This window comes from Microbacterium algeriense (genome assembly GCF_008868005.1).
Classification (GTDB): Bacteria; Actinomycetota; Actinomycetes; order Actinomycetales; family Microbacteriaceae; genus Microbacterium; species Microbacterium algeriense.
Window position 1 is genome coordinate 485,973 of the sequence record NZ_WAAO01000001.1, and the last position, 17,346, is coordinate 503,318.

Annotated in this window: 18 protein-coding genes; 16 read left to right on the plus strand and 2 right to left on the minus strand. The window is 67.2% G+C overall.

Features of this window, described 5'->3' with window-relative positions; all coding sequences use genetic code 11:
• Position 1 precedes the first annotated feature (1 nt).
• The 11 genes from F6A08_RS02350 to F6A08_RS02400 all read left to right on the plus strand — a co-directional run bounded on the left by F6A08_RS02350 (position 2) and on the right by F6A08_RS02400 (position 10,519).
• Positions 2 to 658: a nucleotide exchange factor GrpE gene (locus F6A08_RS02350; protein WP_017203507.1), complete on the plus strand. Its 657-nt coding sequence runs from the start codon at positions 2 to 4 to the stop codon at positions 656 to 658.
• Positions 659 to 665: 7 nt separating this feature from the next.
• The gene (locus tag F6A08_RS02355; RefSeq protein WP_017203506.1) at positions 666 to 1,649 is read left to right on the plus strand and encodes a DnaJ C-terminal domain-containing protein; all 984 of its coding nucleotides are present in this window, start codon (positions 666 to 668) and stop codon (positions 1,647 to 1,649) included.
• Between the two features lie 43 nt (positions 1,650 to 1,692).
• Complete coding sequence (locus F6A08_RS02360) at positions 1,693 to 2,106, plus strand: heat shock protein transcriptional repressor HspR (protein WP_017203505.1); 414 nt, start codon at positions 1,693 to 1,695, stop codon at positions 2,104 to 2,106.
• A 51-nt stretch (positions 2,107 to 2,157) separates the two neighbouring features.
• Complete coding sequence (locus F6A08_RS02365) at positions 2,158 to 2,814, plus strand: GntR family transcriptional regulator (RefSeq protein WP_017203504.1); 657 nt, start codon at positions 2,158 to 2,160, stop codon at positions 2,812 to 2,814.
• 238 nt (positions 2,815 to 3,052) lie between these two features.
• Complete coding sequence (locus tag F6A08_RS02370) at positions 3,053 to 3,973, plus strand: carbohydrate ABC transporter permease (RefSeq protein ID WP_124896615.1); 921 nt, start codon at positions 3,053 to 3,055, stop codon at positions 3,971 to 3,973.
• Positions 3,973 to 4,926 carry a carbohydrate ABC transporter permease gene (locus F6A08_RS02375; protein WP_151458495.1) on the plus strand — a complete coding sequence of 318 codons (954 nt, stop codon included), beginning with the start codon at positions 3,973 to 3,975 and terminating at the stop codon, positions 4,924 to 4,926. Before F6A08_RS02370 ends, F6A08_RS02375 begins: the two co-directional genes overlap by 1 nt.
• A gap of 29 nt (positions 4,927 to 4,955) precedes the next feature.
• Entirely contained in the window at positions 4,956 to 6,320 is a 1,365-nt protein-coding gene (locus F6A08_RS02380; RefSeq protein ID WP_151458496.1) for a type 2 periplasmic-binding domain-containing protein, read from the plus strand.
• Between the two features lie 100 nt (positions 6,321 to 6,420).
• Positions 6,421 to 7,389 carry a tripartite tricarboxylate transporter substrate binding protein gene (locus F6A08_RS02385; RefSeq protein ID WP_017203500.1) on the plus strand — a complete coding sequence of 323 codons (969 nt, stop codon included), beginning with the start codon at positions 6,421 to 6,423 and terminating at the stop codon, positions 7,387 to 7,389.
• 57 nt (positions 7,390 to 7,446) lie between these two features.
• Positions 7,447 to 7,986, plus strand: a complete 540-nt coding sequence (locus F6A08_RS02390) for a tripartite tricarboxylate transporter TctB family protein (RefSeq protein WP_151458497.1) — start codon at positions 7,447 to 7,449, stop codon at positions 7,984 to 7,986.
• Positions 7,983 to 9,653, plus strand: a complete 1,671-nt coding sequence (locus F6A08_RS02395) for a tripartite tricarboxylate transporter permease (RefSeq protein WP_151458498.1) — start codon at positions 7,983 to 7,985, stop codon at positions 9,651 to 9,653. Before F6A08_RS02390 ends, F6A08_RS02395 begins: the two co-directional genes overlap by 4 nt.
• Positions 9,650 to 10,519: a dihydrodipicolinate synthase family protein gene (locus tag F6A08_RS02400; protein ID WP_124896609.1), complete on the plus strand. Its 870-nt coding sequence runs from the start codon at positions 9,650 to 9,652 to the stop codon at positions 10,517 to 10,519. Before F6A08_RS02395 ends, F6A08_RS02400 begins: the two co-directional genes overlap by 4 nt.
• A 34-nt stretch (positions 10,520 to 10,553) precedes the next feature.
• Here the strand turns inward: F6A08_RS02400 and F6A08_RS17750 are convergent, their stop codons facing one another.
• Positions 10,554 to 10,835 carry a hypothetical protein gene (locus F6A08_RS17750; protein WP_225855705.1) on the minus strand — a complete coding sequence of 94 codons (282 nt, stop codon included), beginning with the start codon at positions 10,833 to 10,835 and terminating at the stop codon, positions 10,554 to 10,556.
• The gene (locus F6A08_RS17755) at positions 10,832 to 11,500 is read right to left on the minus strand and encodes a hypothetical protein (RefSeq protein ID WP_225855706.1); all 669 of its coding nucleotides are present in this window, start codon (positions 11,498 to 11,500) and stop codon (positions 10,832 to 10,834) included. Before F6A08_RS17755 ends, F6A08_RS17750 begins: the two co-directional genes overlap by 4 nt.
• A 69-nt stretch (positions 11,501 to 11,569) precedes the next feature.
• Here F6A08_RS17755 and F6A08_RS02410 point away from each other — a divergent pair, with 69 nt between their 5' ends.
• The 5 genes from F6A08_RS02410 to F6A08_RS02430 all read left to right on the plus strand — a co-directional run bounded on the left by F6A08_RS02410 (position 11,570) and on the right by F6A08_RS02430 (position 17,270).
• Positions 11,570 to 12,724, plus strand: a complete 1,155-nt coding sequence (locus F6A08_RS02410) for a DUF4185 domain-containing protein (RefSeq protein ID WP_151458499.1) — start codon at positions 11,570 to 11,572, stop codon at positions 12,722 to 12,724.
• Positions 12,725 to 12,874: 150 nt separating this feature from the next.
• Positions 12,875 to 14,242, plus strand: a complete 1,368-nt coding sequence (locus tag F6A08_RS02415) for an ABC transporter substrate-binding protein (protein ID WP_017203493.1) — start codon at positions 12,875 to 12,877, stop codon at positions 14,240 to 14,242.
• Between the two features lie 74 nt (positions 14,243 to 14,316).
• Complete coding sequence (locus F6A08_RS02420; RefSeq protein WP_017203492.1) at positions 14,317 to 15,243, plus strand: carbohydrate ABC transporter permease; 927 nt, start codon at positions 14,317 to 14,319, stop codon at positions 15,241 to 15,243.
• A gap of 1 nt (position 15,244) precedes the next feature.
• The gene (locus F6A08_RS02425; protein ID WP_151458500.1) at positions 15,245 to 16,138 is read left to right on the plus strand and encodes a carbohydrate ABC transporter permease; all 894 of its coding nucleotides are present in this window, start codon (positions 15,245 to 15,247) and stop codon (positions 16,136 to 16,138) included.
• 31 nt (positions 16,139 to 16,169) lie between these two features.
• Complete coding sequence (locus F6A08_RS02430) at positions 16,170 to 17,270, plus strand: DUF4185 domain-containing protein (RefSeq protein WP_124896606.1); 1,101 nt, start codon at positions 16,170 to 16,172, stop codon at positions 17,268 to 17,270.
• Positions 17,271 to 17,346: the final 76 nt, after the last annotated feature.

The following is a 17,346-nucleotide window of genomic DNA, read 5'->3' on the forward strand; positions in this document are numbered from 1 at the left end:
CATGACCGACAAGAACTTCGACGAGAACCAGTTTCCTGAGTCCGCCGAAGGTCGCAGCGAGGGGTCGGATGCTCAGGCATCCGGCCCCGCGCCGCAGAACCCGGACTCCACCGAGGCGAAGGCTGCCGAGGGGGCGGACGAGACTCCTGTCGACGGCGCCCCGGATGACCTGACGGTCGACGACATCCTCGGTGCGACGCAGACCGGCGAGGCCGCGGCGGAGGACGCCGTGCTCGCCGACCTCGAGTCCACTCTGCTGAACGACCTCAAGCGTCTGCAGGCCGAGTACGCCAACTACCGTCGCCGCACCGAAGAGCAGCGCCAGGTCGAGATTGAGCGGGCGAAGGGCGAGGCCGCCAAGGGCCTGGTCCCCGTGCTCGACGACCTCGATCGCGCGGCCCAGCACGGTGATCTGGTGGAAGGTACGCCCTTCGCCGTGATCGCCGAGAAGGTGCGCGCGGTCGTCGAGCGCCTCGGAGTGGTCGCATACGGCGAGAAGGGCGAGGAGTTCGACCCCCAGCGCCATGAGGCCATCTTCCAGCAGCCGACCCCCGGCGCCGAGAAGACCACGATCCTCGAGGTCGTCGAGGTGGGCTACCGCCTCGGTGATGTCGAGCTGCGCCCTGCGAAGGTCGTCGTCGCCGTTCCTGCGGAGTAGGTGATCGATGGCCAGCCAGGATTGGTTCGACAAGGACTTCTACAAGACCCTCGGGGTCTCCAAGGACGTCAGCGATGCGGATCTGAAGAAGACGTATCGCAAGCTCGCGCGGAAGTACCACCCGGACTCCAATCAGGGTGATGCCAAGGCGGAGGCGAAGTTCAAGGAGATCAGCGAGGCCTACTCGGTTCTCTCCGACGCCGAACAGCGCAAGGAGTACGACGAGATCCGCGCGATGGGCTCGGGCGCCCGCTTCACGGCGAGCGGCCAGGGCGCAGGCGGCTTCGAAGACGTCTTCAGCCGTTTCGGTCAGCAGGGCCGAGGGCAGACCGCGGACTTCGAGGACATCTTCGCGATGTTCAATCAGGGGCAGGGTGCCAGCTTCGGCGGCGGTCGCTTCGGACAGCCGAGCGGCGGTTATCGCGGCTTCGGCGGTCCGCAGCGCGGCGCCGACGTGACCGCCCGCACCACGCTGGACTTCGCGACCGCCGTGCAGGGGGAGACGATCTCGCTGCAGGGCGAGGACGGCAAGCCGTTCAAGGTGAAGATCCCTGCGGGTGTGGCGGACGGGCAGAAGATCCGTCTGCGCGGCCGCGGTCGTCCCTCGCCGGACGGCGGGGAGAGCGGTGACATCGTGGTGCAGATCACGGTCCGCCCGCACCCCGTCTTCACGCGCGACGGCCTCAACCTGCGCGTCGTCGTCCCGGTGACGTTCACCGAGGCGACCCTCGGTGCGACGATCGAGGTCCCGACGCTCAGCGGCGACGTGGTCAAGCTCCGGGTCGCCCCTGGCACCCCCTCCGGGCGGGTGCTGCGCGTCAAGGGCCGCGGAGTCAAGACCTCGAAGGGGACCGGAGACCTCCTCGCCGAGCTCCAGGTCGCGGTGCCGACGCACCTCGACGACGCCGCTCGTGCCGCACTGGAGAAGTTCCAGGAACTCGAGCCCAAGGAGAACCCGCGGGCCGAGCTGATGGCGAAGGCGCGCCGATGACGCGCCTCCGCCGGCGTCGAGAGGAAGGAGAGAGGAGCACGTGATGAACGCCGACACTCCGGTGTTCGCGATCGCCGCCGCTGCCGAGCTCTCCGGTCTGCACCCTCAGACCCTCCGGCAGTACGACCGCATCGGTCTGGTCGTGCCCGGCCGGACGCCCGGCGGTTCGCGGCGCTACTCCACGCGCAACATCGAACAGCTGCGCGAGGTCGCCCAGCTCTCCTCGGAGGGGATGAGCCTCCCCGCGATCGCCCGCCTGCTCGACCTCGAAGACGAGAACAGGGCGCTGCGCGACCGCATCGCGGTGCTCGAGAGCGCTCTGCGCGCCGAGCGGGAGAACCGCCCGGGTGTGCGCGTGTTCGCCGCGGGCTCGGCCGGCGTGGTGCCCATGCCGACCGGGCGGCGTCTGCGCCGCTCGACTGACGTCGTGCTCTGGGACCCGCGAGGGAGCGCCTAGCGGCCGAACCACGTCCGGTGTGTATCCTGTCAACTGTTAACAGGAGGTTGCATGACGCAGACCGTGAAGCGCGAATCACTGGGCGAACAGGTCGCGCGGGTTCTGCGGCAGCGCATCGTGCGGGGCGAGCTCGCCCCCGGTGCCCGCATCACCGAAGAAGCCCTCGCCGAAGAGTTCTCCGTCAGTCGCGGACCCGTCCGCGACGCTCTCACCCAGCTCAGCTTCGAGAAGCTCGTCGAAGTGCAGCGTCCGCGCGGCGTCTACATCGTCGGGCTCACCCAGGACGACGTCGACCAGCTGTACAGCCTCCGCGGCGCCCTCGAGCAGCTCGCCCTGTCCCGCGCCATGCGGGTCGACGAGGAGGCGCGCTGGTCAGCGATCACGGCCTCGGTCGAGCGGATGGCAGAGGCCGCTGACGCCGGCGACCACGCCGCCTTCGTCACGGCCGACCTCGAGTTCCACTCGCAGATCTACGCCCTCGCCGACCATCCGCGGCTGGAAGGCGCGTGGAATCAGTACCTCCCCACCTTCACGGCGCTCCTCGAGGTCACGATCAATCACGACGAGGACCTGCACGAATCGTCCGCCGACCACGTCAAGCTGCTCCAGGTGATGCGCACCGGAACGGCGTCCGAGGCGGCAGCAGTGCTGTCCGCGCACCTCGACGGCGCCAGGGAGCGGATGCTGCACGAGGTCGGCGCGCGCTGACCCCGCGGCACCCCGAAACGCGTTCAGGCGAAACACAGGAAACGGTTCTGCGCAAGCCCTGTGCCGAAACGGTTCGCCGGATCTAGCATCCCTCTCAAGGACCGGACCGGCTTCTGAGCCTCCCCCATTCGCGCAGCAGGGCGTCCGGGACCGACACTCCGCGTGTCCGCCGACGGCGGTCACCACGGTCTCTTCGGCGTGCCCCGGCGCGCCCGGATTCAGCAGGAAGGAGGCGGGGATGCCTCTCCGATCACGCACGAGGGACCGCTACAACCGCCGCGAGGCCATCGCGGGCTACCTCTTCATCTCGCCCTGGATCATCGGGTTCCTCGTCTTCACCGCCGGCGCCATGGTCTACAGCCTGTACATCTCGTTCAGCAGCTACAACCTGGCAACCAACAGTGCGCGTCCGGTCGGCATCGACAACTACGCGAACCTCTTCGAGGACCCCCGTGTCGGCGTCTCCCTCGCCAACACCCTGTTCTTCGTGGTCATGGCCGTGCCGTTGGAGATCGTCTTCGCGCTGGTGCTCGCTCTCCTGCTGAACAGGGTCGGCCGCGGAGCCGGGTTCTTCCGCGTGCTCTACTACCTGCCGAAGATGACGCCGGCCGTCGCCACGGCCGCGGTCTTCTTCCTCCTGCTCAACGGCAACTCCGGCGCGGTGAACCAGTTCCTGCGCCTGTTCGGCATCGAGGGTCCGCAGTGGCTGGTGGACCCGGCATGGGTCAAGCCGAGCATCGTCCTGATGACGCTGTGGACAGTGGCCGGCACCATGGTGATCTTCCTCGCCGCGCTCAAGAACGTCCCTGTCGAGCTCTACGAGGTCGCGTCGCTCGACGGGGCGGGGCCGATCCGGAAGTTCTTCTCGATCACCCTGCCGATGATCTCCGGGGCGATGTTCTTCAACGTGATCGTCCTGTCGATCGCGGCGTTCCAGATCTTCGACCAGGCGTATCTGCTGTTCTGGCGAGATCAGAGCAACTCCTCGCCGGAGGCGTCGCTCTTCTACGCGATCTACCTGTTCCAGCAGGCGTTCCGGCAGTTCAACTTCGGGTTCGCGGCCGCGATGGCCTGGCTGCTGTTCGTGATCATCATGCTCATCACCCTGATCCAGGTGAAAGTCGGCAACCGCTTCGTCTACTACGAGGGAGACCGCTGATGTCCCAGACGCTGCGCCAGGTCCCGATCGACGCCGAGCCGGAGGGCGCACCCGGCACCTTCACGACCACGGTCCCGCAGCGCGCACGGTGGCGTCGCCGGCTCGGACAGCCGACCTCGCTGGCGGGGCGCATCGTGCTGAACGTCATCCTCGTGCTGTTCGCGCTGCTCTTCCTGTATCCGTTCGTCTGGCTGGTCGCGGCGAGCCTGAAGCCCCGCGGCGAGGTCTTCGACAACGCCCTCATCCCGAAGACCCTCGTGCCGGAGAACTACGTCGAGGTGTGGAATCAGCTGCCGTTGCTGAGCTGGATGGGCAACAGCATCGCGATCGCGCTGCTCGCGGCGGGAGCCGTGGCGATCTCGAGCTCGATCGTCGCGTTCGGCTTCGCGTACTTCCGCTTCCCCGGGCGGGGTCTGCTTTTCGGACTGGTGCTCGCGACAATGATGCTGCCGGGCGCCGTCACGATGATCCCGATCTACCTGATCTGGAAGGAGACCGGTCTGCTGGGCACGTGGGTGCCGCTGTGGGGGATGAACCTCTTCGGCTCGGCGTTCTACATCTTCCTGCAGCGCCAGTTCTTCCTCGGCCTGCCGCGCGAGCTCTTCGAAGCTGCCCGGCTCGACGGCGCCAGCTCCTGGGGGCTGTTCTGGCGCATCGCGATGCCGCTGTCGATCCCCTCGTTCGTGATCGTGTTCCTGTTCGAGTTCCAGGCCAGCTGGAACAACCTGCAGGCGGCGCTGATCTACCTGAACGCGGGGTCGGTCGATGAATTCACCGCACCGCTGGGAATCGCCTACGCCATGACGAAGTACAGCCCCACGGCCGGTGGGCACGGCGACTACCAGTACGTCATGGTCGCATCGCTGATCGTGACCCTGCCGATGCTGATCCTCTTCGCCTTCGGGCAGCGCTCCTTCATCGAGGGCGTCGCGACGCAGGGGCGCAAGGGATGACACCGAACCACCCATCGAAAGGAGCAGACATGCGCACTCGCATTCTGGGAATCACGGCGGTCGCCGCGGCGACGGTCCTCGTCCTGGCCGGCTGCGGCGGCGGAGGGGGCGGCGACGAGGCCGCCGATGCGGACTTCGCGTCGGAGCCGAGCGGCACGCTCAAGGCGTGGGGATTCGAGAACGCCGACGACGTCGGCACCTCGCGCATGGACTATGCCGCCGCGCAGCTGAAGGACGTCGACGTCGACCTCGACGCGACCGCCTTCGACGCGCAGAAGTTCACCACGCGCATCGCCAGCGGCGACGTGCCCGATGTCGTGCAGATGGATCGCCGTTACGTGACCACCTACGCGGCGCAGGACCTGATCATGCCGCTCGACGAGTGCTTCGCCGCGCAGGACGTGTCGCCACGCGATCACTGGTATCCGTTCGTGGTCGACGACGTCGCCTACGAGGACGCGACGTGGGCGGTGCCGCAGTTCTACCAGCCGCCGGCGATCCTGCTGAACAAGGCCGTGCTGGATGAGGCGGGCGTGACGGCGGAGGAGATCGACACCTCGAAGCCCGATGTGCTGCTCGGCGCCGTGGAGAAGATGTACCAGGAGTCCGGCGGCGTGCCGTCGCGGCTGGGCTTCGACCCCGTCGCGACGGGCCAGGCGGGGCTGTGGATCCTCGGCATGGGCGGGCAGCTCAACGACGACAAGGGCGCGCCGACTCTGGATGATCCGAGCAACGTGGCCGGCATCGAGATGCTCAAGCAGATCACGGATGCGCAGGGCGGATTCGCGGCCGTGAAGAGCTTCACCGACTCGTTCGACTCCTTCGGAGACCAGAACCAGTTCGTGGCGGAGCAGGTCGGAGCACAGGTGAACGCGCAGTGGTATCCGAACGTGCTGGGTCCGTACGCCGACCAGATCCAGCTCGAAGCGGTGCCGTTCCGCAATGCCGACGGAGAGCCGTTCTCCGTGGCCTCCGGCACGGCGTTCGTGATCCCGGTCGGGGCGAAGAACCCGGCCGCGGCGTGCGCCTGGATGGTGGAGCTCACCTCCGACGACGCCTGGATGGCTGCGGGAGAGGCGCGCGCGAAGACGCTCGAGACCGATGGCGGCATCAACACCGGCCTGTTCACGGGGTCGCCCGCGTCGGATCAGGCGATCCGCGAGAAGTTCGTCACGGACAGCGGCAACGCCGGGTTCGACCAGGTCATCTCCACGTACTACGACGTGGTCGACTACGGGCAGTCGTTCGGATCCTCTCCTGCCGGCCAGGAGATCCAGAACGAGCTCAACAACGCGGTCACAGCCGCGCTCCTCGGCGACAAGTCGCCGGAAGAGGCGCTGGCCGATGCACAGGATGCGGCGATGCGGGCGTTCGAGAACGCCACGGCCGGCTAGACCCCGGAGGGGCAGAGTGCTACCAGTGTTGACTGTTAACAGTCAACACTGGTAGCCTCGGTGAGTCGACAACAAGGTCGACCCACGTAGAGGAGCAAAGATGCCCCGCAAGCGCATCACCAGGGCGGCCGCCGCGATCGCCGCCCTCGCCGCCACCGCTCTCATCGTCTCGGCCTGCACCAAGGTCGAAGAGGGCGAAGACGCCGCGTCGGCCTTTCCCGAGAAGGACATCCGGCTGATCATCCAGGCCAACCCCGGCGGAGGATCCGACCTCTCGTCGCGCGCGCTCGCCACGGAGCTGGAGAAGATCCTCGGTGTCAGCGTGATCCCGGAGAACATGCCCGGCGCGGCAGGAGCGCTCGCGATGGAGTACGTCGGCTCGCAGGACCCGGACGGCTACGTCATCGGGTTCGCGCCGGTCGAGATCGCGATGCTGAACACCACGCAGAGCGCGGACGTGCTGCCGGAGGACTTCGATCTGCTCGGCCAGATCATGCTCGCACCCGGTGTCATCACGGTCGGCGCGAACAGCGGCATCGAGACTCTCGACGACCTCGTGACCCAGGCCAAGGCCGGCGCCGCCACGGTCGCCAACTCCGGCGCCGGCTCCATCTGGGAGGCAGCGACGCTGGGCCTCGGGGAGGCGACCGACGCCGAATTCACCCCGGTGCCCTACGACGGCGGCGCCACGGCGGTCGCCGCGGCAGCCTCCGGTGAGACCGTCGCGGCCGTCTCCGGACTCGGCGAGGCGCTCGCGCAGGGCGACGCCGTCCGCATCCTCGCGGTCATGAACGACGAGCGTCACCCCGACGCGGAAGACGTCGAGACCGTCGAGGAGGCCATCGGCGAGGAGGTCGTGTTCGGCGGCTGGGGTGGTATCTACGCACCCGCCGGTCTGCCCGACGACGTGAAGTCCACGCTGGAGGACGCGGTCAAGGAGGCCGTCGAGTCCGACAGCTACCAGAAGTTCCAGGCGGATGCCGGGAACCTGGTCGTCTACCGCGACTCCGCCGAATGGACCGGCTACGTCGAGGACCAGTTCGCGCTGTTCCAGGACCTCCTGGGCTGAGAACTCCGGTGGGGCCGGCCACCCGGCCCCACCGCGCACCTCCGACGAAGGAGCACCATGACCACTCCCGACACCGCCGGCGAGTCGGCTGCCCAGGCCGAGTACCAGGGCGCACGCGCCTCCCGGCCCCTCGAGATCGCGTTCGCCGTCGTGGCCCTCGCGTTCACCGCGGGCTACCTCTTCCTCGCCACGCAGATCCCGCTGCGCCGCGAAGCAGCTCCCGGCCAGATCGACGCCCGCTTCTGGCCGCTCGTGATCGGCGTGACCGGCGTCGTGATCGCGATCGCGCTGCTCGCCGTGGCGATCACGCGTCCCGCGCCCACCCGTGAGGACCTCGAGCGCATCCAGCCCGGTGGCGTCCTCCGCGTGATCGCGACACTCGCGATCGCCGGCGCGTTCATCGCCCTCTGGTCGCTCGGCTCGGTCATCCTGTTCGGCTACCGGATCGAGGTCTTCCCGGTCGCCTGCGCCCTGCTCATGGCAGCGCTCATGCTCCTCTACGGCCACCGCCGCTGGCTCAGCCTCGTCATCTACTCCGTCTCCGTCACGGCGTTCGTCTACGTCGTGTTCGGCATGCTCCTGAGGATCCCCCTGTGAACGCGCTCCTGGAGGGGCTGAACTCGCTCCTCGACATCTCGATCCTGCTGTACATGCTCGTGGGTCTCGTGCTCGGCTTCATGGTCGGCGCCTTCCCCGGCATCACGGCGACCATGGCCGTCGCGCTCGCCGCCGGCTTCACCATGACCCTCGAGCCCGTGCAGGGCCTCGCCGTGCTGCTGACGATCTACGTCGCGGCGAACTTCGGCGACCGGGTGCCGTCCATCCTGATCAACACCCCGGGAACGCCGGCATCCATCGCGACCACCCTGGACGGCTACCCGATGGCCAAGCAGGGCAGGGCTGGTCTCGCGCTCACGATCTCCGCGATCGTCTCGGCGGTCGGAATCCTCGCCTCGCTCGTGCTGTTCTCGGTCGCCGCCGTGCCGATCGCCAGCTTCGCCCGCGACTACTTCAAGTCTCCCGAGCTGTTCGCCCTCGTCGTCTTCGGCATCGCGATCATGATCGGCATCTCGTCCAAGTCGATGCTCAAGGGCATCCTCGCCGGCCTCTTCGGGCTGATGCTCGGCAGCGTCGGAACCTACGCGGCCACCGCCGACCAGCGCTTCACGTTCGGCGTGCTGGAACTCGTCGAGGGCGTGAACTTCATCGCCGTGATCATCGGCCTTTTCGGCATCGCCGAGCTGTTCGACCAGCTGCTCACGCACCGCACGTCGCACGTCCGGCCGATCTCGAGCCTCGGCCGGTGGTGGCCGAACCGCGCGGAGCTGAAGCAGAGCGGGCGCGCGACCGCGGTCGGCGGTGCTGTCGGACTCGGCGTCGGGCTCATCCCCGCAGCCGGCGGTGACATCGCCGGGCTCATCGGCTGGGAGCGGGCGCGCAAAGCCTCCAAGCACCCCGAGATGTTCGGCAAGGGCTCGATCGAGGGCGTCGCCGCCAGTGACACCGCCTCCAGCGCCACGCTCGGTGGCTCGCTCACCACGACGATGGCACTCGGCATCCCCGGCGACTCCGTCATGGCGGTCATGATCGGGTCGATGATCATCTGGGGCATCACGCCCGGTCCGACACTCTTCACCAACCGTCCCGACCTCGTCGTCTCGATCGTCGGCATCATGCTCGTCGCGACGATCCTGTCGCTCGCGCTGAGCCTGGTGCGCATGAAGGGCATGGTGAAGCTGCTCGACGTGCCGCAGCCGTACCTGTGGAGCGGCATCCTGATCTTCTGCATCATCGGCACGTATGCCACGTCCAACAGTCTCTCCACTGTGGTGACGATGCTCGTCTTCGGCGTCATCGGCGTGCTGCTCAAGCGCATGCAGGTTCCGGCCGGTCCCGTGGTGCTCGGTCTGCTGCTCGGGCCGCTCGCCGAGGAGAACCTCGCCCGCACGCTGGCGATCCTCCCGACGCGCCCCTTCTTCGAGGTCGTCAGCCCGATCGCGCTCGTGCTGCTCGCGCTGGCCGTGCTCTCGATCGTGATGCCGGCGATCCGGGCCGCCCGCAAGCCCCGCGGGGAGCGCGCGTCGCTGGAGGACTCGATCCTCCACACCGACAGCATCGTGCAGATCGAGAAGGCGCACGACGAGCTCGCCGCGCAGCCCGATCTGCTCACCTCCACCGTGCGGAACGTCGACGCTCCCACGCGCCGTGAGGCCAAGACCCGCAAGAACCGCACGAGCACGACCTCCGAGGAGACCGAGAAGTGACCCGCTACGACATCCTGACCGCCGTTCCCACCGCGTTCCATCGCGACGGAACCCTCGACCTCGAGGGATCGCGTGCGATCTTCCGGTTCGTGGCCGACTCGGGCAACGAGGGTGCCTTCATCCTCGGCACCACCGGCGAGTTCCCCGCCGTGGACGCCGCGGAATTCGAGGCGCTCGTGCAGGCCGCCCTCGCCGAGCTCGATGACCGGATGCGGGTCATCGTGCACGTGGGCCGTCCGAGCACCTACGAGGCCGTGCGGCTGACACGTGTCGCGCGCGCTCTCGGTGCGACCGAGTTCGCCGCCCTCACCCCGTACTACCTGCCGGCGACGGACGACGAGATCTTCGCCTACTACCGGGCGGTGTCCGAGGCCGTGGAGGACGGCCGCCTCTACGTGTACATCTATCCCGCCCGCAGCGGCAACAGCGTCACGCCCGAGCTGCTGGTCCGTCTGGCCGCACTGCCGAACGTCGTCGGCGCGAAGATCAGCGAACTCTCCCTGGACGACATCGCCGCGTACCGCGCCGCGGTGCCGGAGGACTTCGACCTCTACACCGGCGCCGACCGCGACCTCATCGCCGCCGTCGGCGTGGGTGCGCAGGGTGTCGTCTCCGGGGTGTCGTCCGTCACTCCCAAGCCGTTCCGTGCCCTCGCTGACGCCGGGCGCTCCGGCGATGCCGCCGCCATCAGCGCCGCCCAGGCAGCCGTCGACGACGTGGTCGCCCTCATCGGAGGGGACATGGCCCGCATGAAGGAGGCCTACCGCGTGCTCGACGTGGTCGACACGCACTGCCGGATGGCCATCGCCGAACCGAGCGACGCAGAGCGGGCGGCTGTCGCGCAGGTGGTGACCGCGCACCGCTGACCGCCGTCGCGGAGGTGTTCGAATCCTCACGGCTTCAAGAGTCTTCGGTCTCGAGCGGCTCGACGGAGAACCGGTACGCGGCTCCATCGCGGAACGGCTCGATGATCTCGAAGTTCTCGTACGCGGGCCCGCCCGGGATCGGAGAGGCGCTCGCCCAGTACGCCCAGCGAGCGTTGACCGCGGCCTCGAGTGCGGGGTGCGGGTCATCGACGCGCCAGGTCTGCGAGGCGCGAAGCCCGAGAAAGCGCCAGTGATCCGCGGTGTCGGCGGAGTAGTCGGCCGACCAGGGGTCGTCTTCGTCCCCGGTCGCGCTCACGACCACCGCTGAGCCGTCGCGAGCGAGCTCGGCCAGGGGAAGCGTCCGTGCGCGGTGAATGCAGTACCGGAGAAGTCGGGCCAGAGCTCCCGGGGCATCACGGTGCGGTCGGCGAGGTGCAGCCGACGCAGCCGAGCCCAGTTGCCCATGGTCGCCGTGAGGATCAGGTTCGACAACGCCACGGAACGCGCATTCGCGAAGCCGGCAACCTCCACCTCATGGGGTCGGTCGGCGAAGAAGCGCACTCGGACGCGGACATCGGCGCCATTGTCGAAGCGTTCGACACCGATCCATACGGTGAGGGTCTCCACGCCTCCCGCCGTCTCGATCACACCCCGAGCCACCGTCGATGACGACGCATCTTCCGCAGCCTCGACGTCGTCGGACGACCAGAGCCGCTTGCCCTGCGCACCGGGATCGAGGGTGCTCTGCTCCATCTCCGAGTATCCGCGCTCGTCGACGCCCTGAGGGATCGGTTCGACGGCGATGAAGTTCACCAGCCGCTCGCGGTGATGCTCGAGATAGGGGGTGAAGACGCGAAGAAGTCCGCGGGGTCCGGGAATCGGTGGGATGCCGATCTGCATCCCGGCGTGATGGCCCCAGCGAGGTTCGGAGGCCGGGTCGGTGGACGGCCTGAGCCACCGGACGGCGGAGGAGTGGGACATGACGAGAACCCTAGTGTCTTGAAATCGATTTCGCTAGATTCGGTTCACCAGCGTCGATCGAGGAGGATCATGCCCCGTGTCAGCACCCCATTCCGCCGCACCGCAGTCGCGGTATCCGTCATCCTGGCTCTCGGTCTCGCCGGGTGCGCCGCCGGGGCTGACGGCGTGAGCGTCGACGCGGACCAGGACAAGCCCTTCGTCCTCGACGGGGTGAGCGACCTCACCGAGATAGCCCAATTGACCGGGCCCGGGGCCATGAACGACACCGCAGCGGTCTCGGTCGCCGGCACGGACCTCGGCTCGATGACCAATGTCGGCGACCGGACGTTCTTCTTCTTCGGCGACACCTTCGGCGAGCGCGACCCCGAATCGATCGGGGGTCAGGGCGGGTTCTGGCGATCGAACGTCGCGGCCTGGACGACCGACGACGACCCTTCGGACGGCATCGGGTTCGAAGGGTGGGTGGCAGACGACATCGGCCTCGCTGCCGCGCTCATCGAAGGAGATCATGATGCGAACGGGGCGGGCGGCGAGGTGACGAAGATCCCCACCTACGGTTTCGCGATCGGCGGGACGATCTACGTCGCGTACATGTCCGTGCGGTTCTGGGGCGAGCCTGGTGCCTGGGACGCGAACCGCGCGGCGCTCATCGTCTCGCGGGATGACGGGCGCACGTGGGACCCGGTCGCCGGCGTCGAGTGGCCGGGGGACTCGAACTTCGTGCAGTTCGCGACGGCACGGGTGACCGAGGGCGGCAGGGACTGGATCTACTTCTGGTCCATCCCCTCGGGGCGTTTCGGCGGCGTTCAGCTGATGCGGGTCCCGGCCACCGAAAAGGCGGTGGAGGACCAGGCCGCGTACTCCTACTTCACGGGAGTCGATGGCGAAGAGCCCGAGTGGAGCAGCGACCTGGCCGACGCGGAGACGATCCTGGACGGGACGATCGGCGAACTCTCGGTGATGTGGTCGACGTATCTCGACCGGTGGATCATGACGTACTCCGATGCGGGGAACGCCTACATCCGTGAGGGCATCACGCCGTGGGGGCCGTGGGGAGACCCCATCGAGTTGGTGTCGGGGGCCGAGTACCCCGGGTTGTATTCGCCCTACCTGAACCCGCGCTATGTCGATGAGGACGGGAGGCGGATCTACTTCACCCTGTCGCTGTGGGGTCCGTACAACGTGTTCTGGTTCTCCGCCGAGTTGGAGCGCACCGGCGGATGAGCGCCGATCCGATCCCTTGCGCATGAAATCGATTTCGCCTACTCTGGCTCCACCCGGTCACTGAGGATCCATGGGTGCGGCCGGTGTCCGTCGGCGGCAGCCGAACACACAGCAGCGACTCGATGATGAGTCCGTTCCTGAGGAGGAACCATGAGAATCACCCCACGTACGCGCAGGGCCACGCTCGCCGCTCTCGGCGCGCTCACGGTCGGTGCCATGCTCGCCGCCTGCGGCTCCGGCACGCCGGGCGAATCGGCGGACGGCGGCGGCGGAGAGGATGGCGTCACGACCGTCCAGTTCTGGCATCGCAGCTTCACGCCGGTCGAGAATGAGTGGTACGCCGACATCGTGAAGAAGTTCAACGCGTCGCAGGACGAGATCAAAGTCGTCGACACCGAGGTTCCCGCCGATGCCTGGGACCAGAAGATGAAGGCCGCGCAGGCCGCAGGCAAGGCGCCTGACCTCTACACGAGTTCCGCGAACCTCTACGATCTCGTGAACGCCGGGCAGGTGCACGAGCTCGACTCGATCGTCCCGAAGGAAGCTCTCGACGAGATCCTCGACACAGCCACCTCCATTTCGGCGATCGACGGCACCTATTACGCCTATCCGCTGCTTCTCGAGCCGCAGACCGTGTTGTTCTGGAACACCGACATGCTCGATGCGGCGGGCGTCGACTCCTCGGCCGCACCCGAGACCTGGGACGACCTCCTCGCCGCCTGCGCGAAGATCCAGCCCACCCTCGCCGACGGCCAGTACTGCATCTCCCCGGCGCAGGATGCCGTGACGATGGCCTGGTCGACGGTCGGACAGCAGTACAATTTCGCGGGTCACCTCGCGCTCACCGACGACTGGACGGCCCCCGATATCGACAACGACGGCTATCGGGACCTCATGGCGCAGTACAAGGAGCTGTGGGACAAGGGCTACATGCCCAAGCAGCCGCTCTCCGCATATGTCGGGGGCGAGGACTTCGGCCAGCAGAAGGTCGCCTTCAAGGTGTCCGGCTCGTGGATGATGTCCGAGATCGGCTCCGACTACGCCGACCTGCTCGCCAAGACCGGCGTGGGCGCCTTCCCGAGCTCGTCCGACGCCGACGGCCGCACCGCCACGACGATGGGCAACTTCACGTGGGTCGTCGACGCGAAGAGCAAGGCTCCGGAGGCCGCAGGCAAGTTCCTGTCCTGGGCGATCGCGGGTGACCCTGAGAATCTCGTGCCCTTCTTCGTCGACACGCAGTTCACCAAGGTCCCCGTGCGCCAGGCGGTGCAGGATGCGGTCGCGGAGAGCGAGGAGGCGGCGAACGCGCCGTGGTCGAGCATCATCGTCGACGACATCGCTCCGGACGCCATCCCCGGATCCACCTACCCGTGGGACGTCAACCTCGCCGTCGGCACCGCGATGGAGTCGGTGATGAAGGGATCGGCATCCGCGGATGACGCGATCAAGACCGCGAGCGCTGCGATCCAGACGGTGATCGAGCGCGATGGGCTGCCGGAGAAGGCGCCGAAGAACTGACACCGCTCGCTGTCCGGGGGCCGGCGCTCCCGGTCCCCGGACAGCTACGCATCCGACATCACGACGAGGTGGATATGGCCACTCAGGCTGTTCAAGAACGCCGAGCGATCCGGCAGAGGAAGAACCGCTACCGCTATCGGGACAACAAGACCGCGTACTGGTTCCTGCTGCCGCTGGTGGTGCTGCTGGGGATCTTCGTGATCTGGCCCGCGATCTACGCCGGATTCCTCTCGTTCCAGGATTGGAGCTTCTACAAGGATCCGGAGTTCGTCGGGCTGCGCAACTACCAGAGCGTCCTCAAGGACCCGCTCTTCCTCGCCACGATCGGTCGCGGCTTCCTGTTCGTGCTGATGACCGTCCCAGTGATGCTGGTCCTGGCGTTCCTGTTCGGCAGCCTCGTCGTGAGCGTGTCGCGCCGGGCCGCGAGCTTCCTCAAGGTCAGCATCTACGTGCCGACCATCATCTCCGCCGTGATCGCGTCGATCATCTTCGTGCTGATCTACAACTACTCGGGCGGCCTCCTGAACGCCTTCCTCGGCGTCTTCGGGATCGATCCGATCGCCTGGATCGGCGACCCGAAATGGGCCCTCCTGGCCATCGCGGTCCCCGCCATCTGGCTCGGCATGGGCCTGACCTCCCTGATCATGGTCGCAGCCATGGTCGACATCCCGGCGGAGTACTACGAGGCTGCGGCGATGGAGGGTGCCAACTGGTGGCAGAAGACCGCCTACATCACCATCCCCCAGATGAAGAACGTGGTGCTCTACCTGCTCATCACCGGCTTCGTCGCAGCGATCCAGCAATTCGAGCTGCCCCTGGTGATGACTCAGGGCGGGCCGCTCGATTCGACCACCCTGCCGAACCTCTTCATCTTCAACCACTTCCGCAACGACGTGAACGTCGGATACTCGATCGCTGCGGCCCTGCTGCTGTTCGTGGTGCTGGGAACGATCTCCGCGCTCGTGTTCAAGTTCGTCAACTCCGAGAGGCTGGTGGACTGACATGGCCGTCATGCAGGAGACCACACGCATCGTCCTCGCCGGCAAGGAGCCGCGCTCGACGCGGCGCCCGCGCAGCACCGGCGGATGGCTCATCGTCGCCGGAAAGGTGATTCTGAGCGCGGTGTTCATCATCGCCTCGCTCTTCCCCCTGGCCTGGATGGTGATCGCCGGCTTCAAGTCGAAGACCGAGGTCGTCGAGACGCCGTTCCAGTTCTTCCCCGAGGTGTGGCTCTGGCAGAACTACGCGCAGATCCTCGCCGATCCCACGTTCCTTCAGACCCTGGTGTGGACGTTCTTCGGCGCCGTGCTGTTCACCGTCGGAAGCCTCGCGGTGAACTCCCTCGCCGCCTACGCCTTCGCGAGACTCGACTTCCGCTTCAAGGGGACGATCTGGGCCATCGTGATCACCACGATGTTCATCCCGGGCATGACCATCCTGCTCACCAGCTTCATCGTCGTCACTCGGCTGTCGATGCTCGACACTCTGGCGGTGCTCGTCATCCCGGGGCTCGCGAGCGCGGCCATGGTGTTCTTCATCCGCCAGTTCTACCTCAACATCCCGAAGAGCCTCGAAGAGGCGGCGATGCTCGACGGCTGTGGGCGGTGGGGCATCTTCGTGCGCATCTTCCTGCCGCTGTCCAAACCGCCGTTCGTCGTGATGGGGATCACCGCGTTCCTCGCGTACTGGAATTCGTACGTGTGGCCGATCCTGACGATCACATCGCCGGAGCGGTTCGTGCTGCAGCAGTACCTGGCCACCTTCCGCTCCGAGCGCAGCACCGAGCTGGGGCTGCTGATGGCCGGATCCGTGCTCGCCGCGGCGCCGGTGATCATCCTGTTCCTCATCTTCCAGCGCCAGATCATCGGGAACATCAAAATGGCAGGTCTCAAGTAGCACCACCGAGCGTTATCGAGAGGAGGGGTCGATGGAGACCCAGAACACGCAGGGACCACGGGTCAGCCGCCGAGGCGTGCTGCAGGGCGCGGTGGCGGTGGGAGCGGCGTTCTTCGCCTCGACCGTGATGCCCAGTCCTGCCGCCGCGGCGGGGCTGACCGTCTCGCGGATCAAGGTGCTCGCCGGCACCCAGAGCCCGGTGCAGTACGGCATCGGGGCGACCGACCTCGGCATCCCTGTGCGGACGCCCGACGGTCGGATGCTCTTCATGTTCGGCGATACCTGGGCCGACGGCGTCGGCGGCACGAATTGGCGCTCACCCGTCGCCCTGTACTCCTCGACGACGAATCTCGCCGCCGGCGTCACGTTCAACGGGTGCGCGGGAGCGGGTGGGAACACGCAGGGCACCGCCCCGCAGCTCTGGTACTACCCGCACGACGCCTACTTCACGACGGTCATCCCCTCGGACGTGATCACGATCGGCACGCGGATGTACCTGCACGCCATCGTGAACGGACCGCAGTTCGGCGCCGTGCGCTGGACCGAGCTGTGGAAGTCCGACGACAACGGTGCGACCTGGCAGCACACCGGGCTGCAGTTCCCCGCCGATATGGCCGGCGGGAAGTTCCAGTGCATCACCTGGGGTGAGGGCAACGACGGCTACGTCTACATCTACGGGACAGGCTTCCAGCGCGACAAGGGCATCGTGCTCTACCGGGTGCCGTCGAACAACATGACGACCCTCTCGGCGTATCAGCCGTGGGGTTTCGCGAACGGATCGTGGGGCTGGGGCAAACCTGTGACCGAGGTGCTCTCCGGGCAGTTCGGCGAGATGTGCTTGCGCCCGCTCGGCGGCAGGTGGATCCTCACCTGGTTCAACTCGGGGGCGTATCGGATCGACGCCATGGTCCTGAACACTCCGACCGACAACCTGTACACCGCCACGAAGACAACGCTGCTGCACGGCACCGAGTGGAACACGGAGGACGCTTCGCACGTCGCGCAGCTCTACGGCGGCTACATCATCCCCGGGTCCACCCTGTCGGACCTGCATCTCAGCGTGAGCCAGTGGAACACGGGGAACAATAGCGTCTACCACTCGGAGCAGTTCCGGGTGCAGGGGCTGGTCTGACTCCCGGATCAGCGCATCCAGGAGATGGAAAGCAACCCTTCTTAGCGTGATCTCAGGGAACGACCCTGGTCCGCGC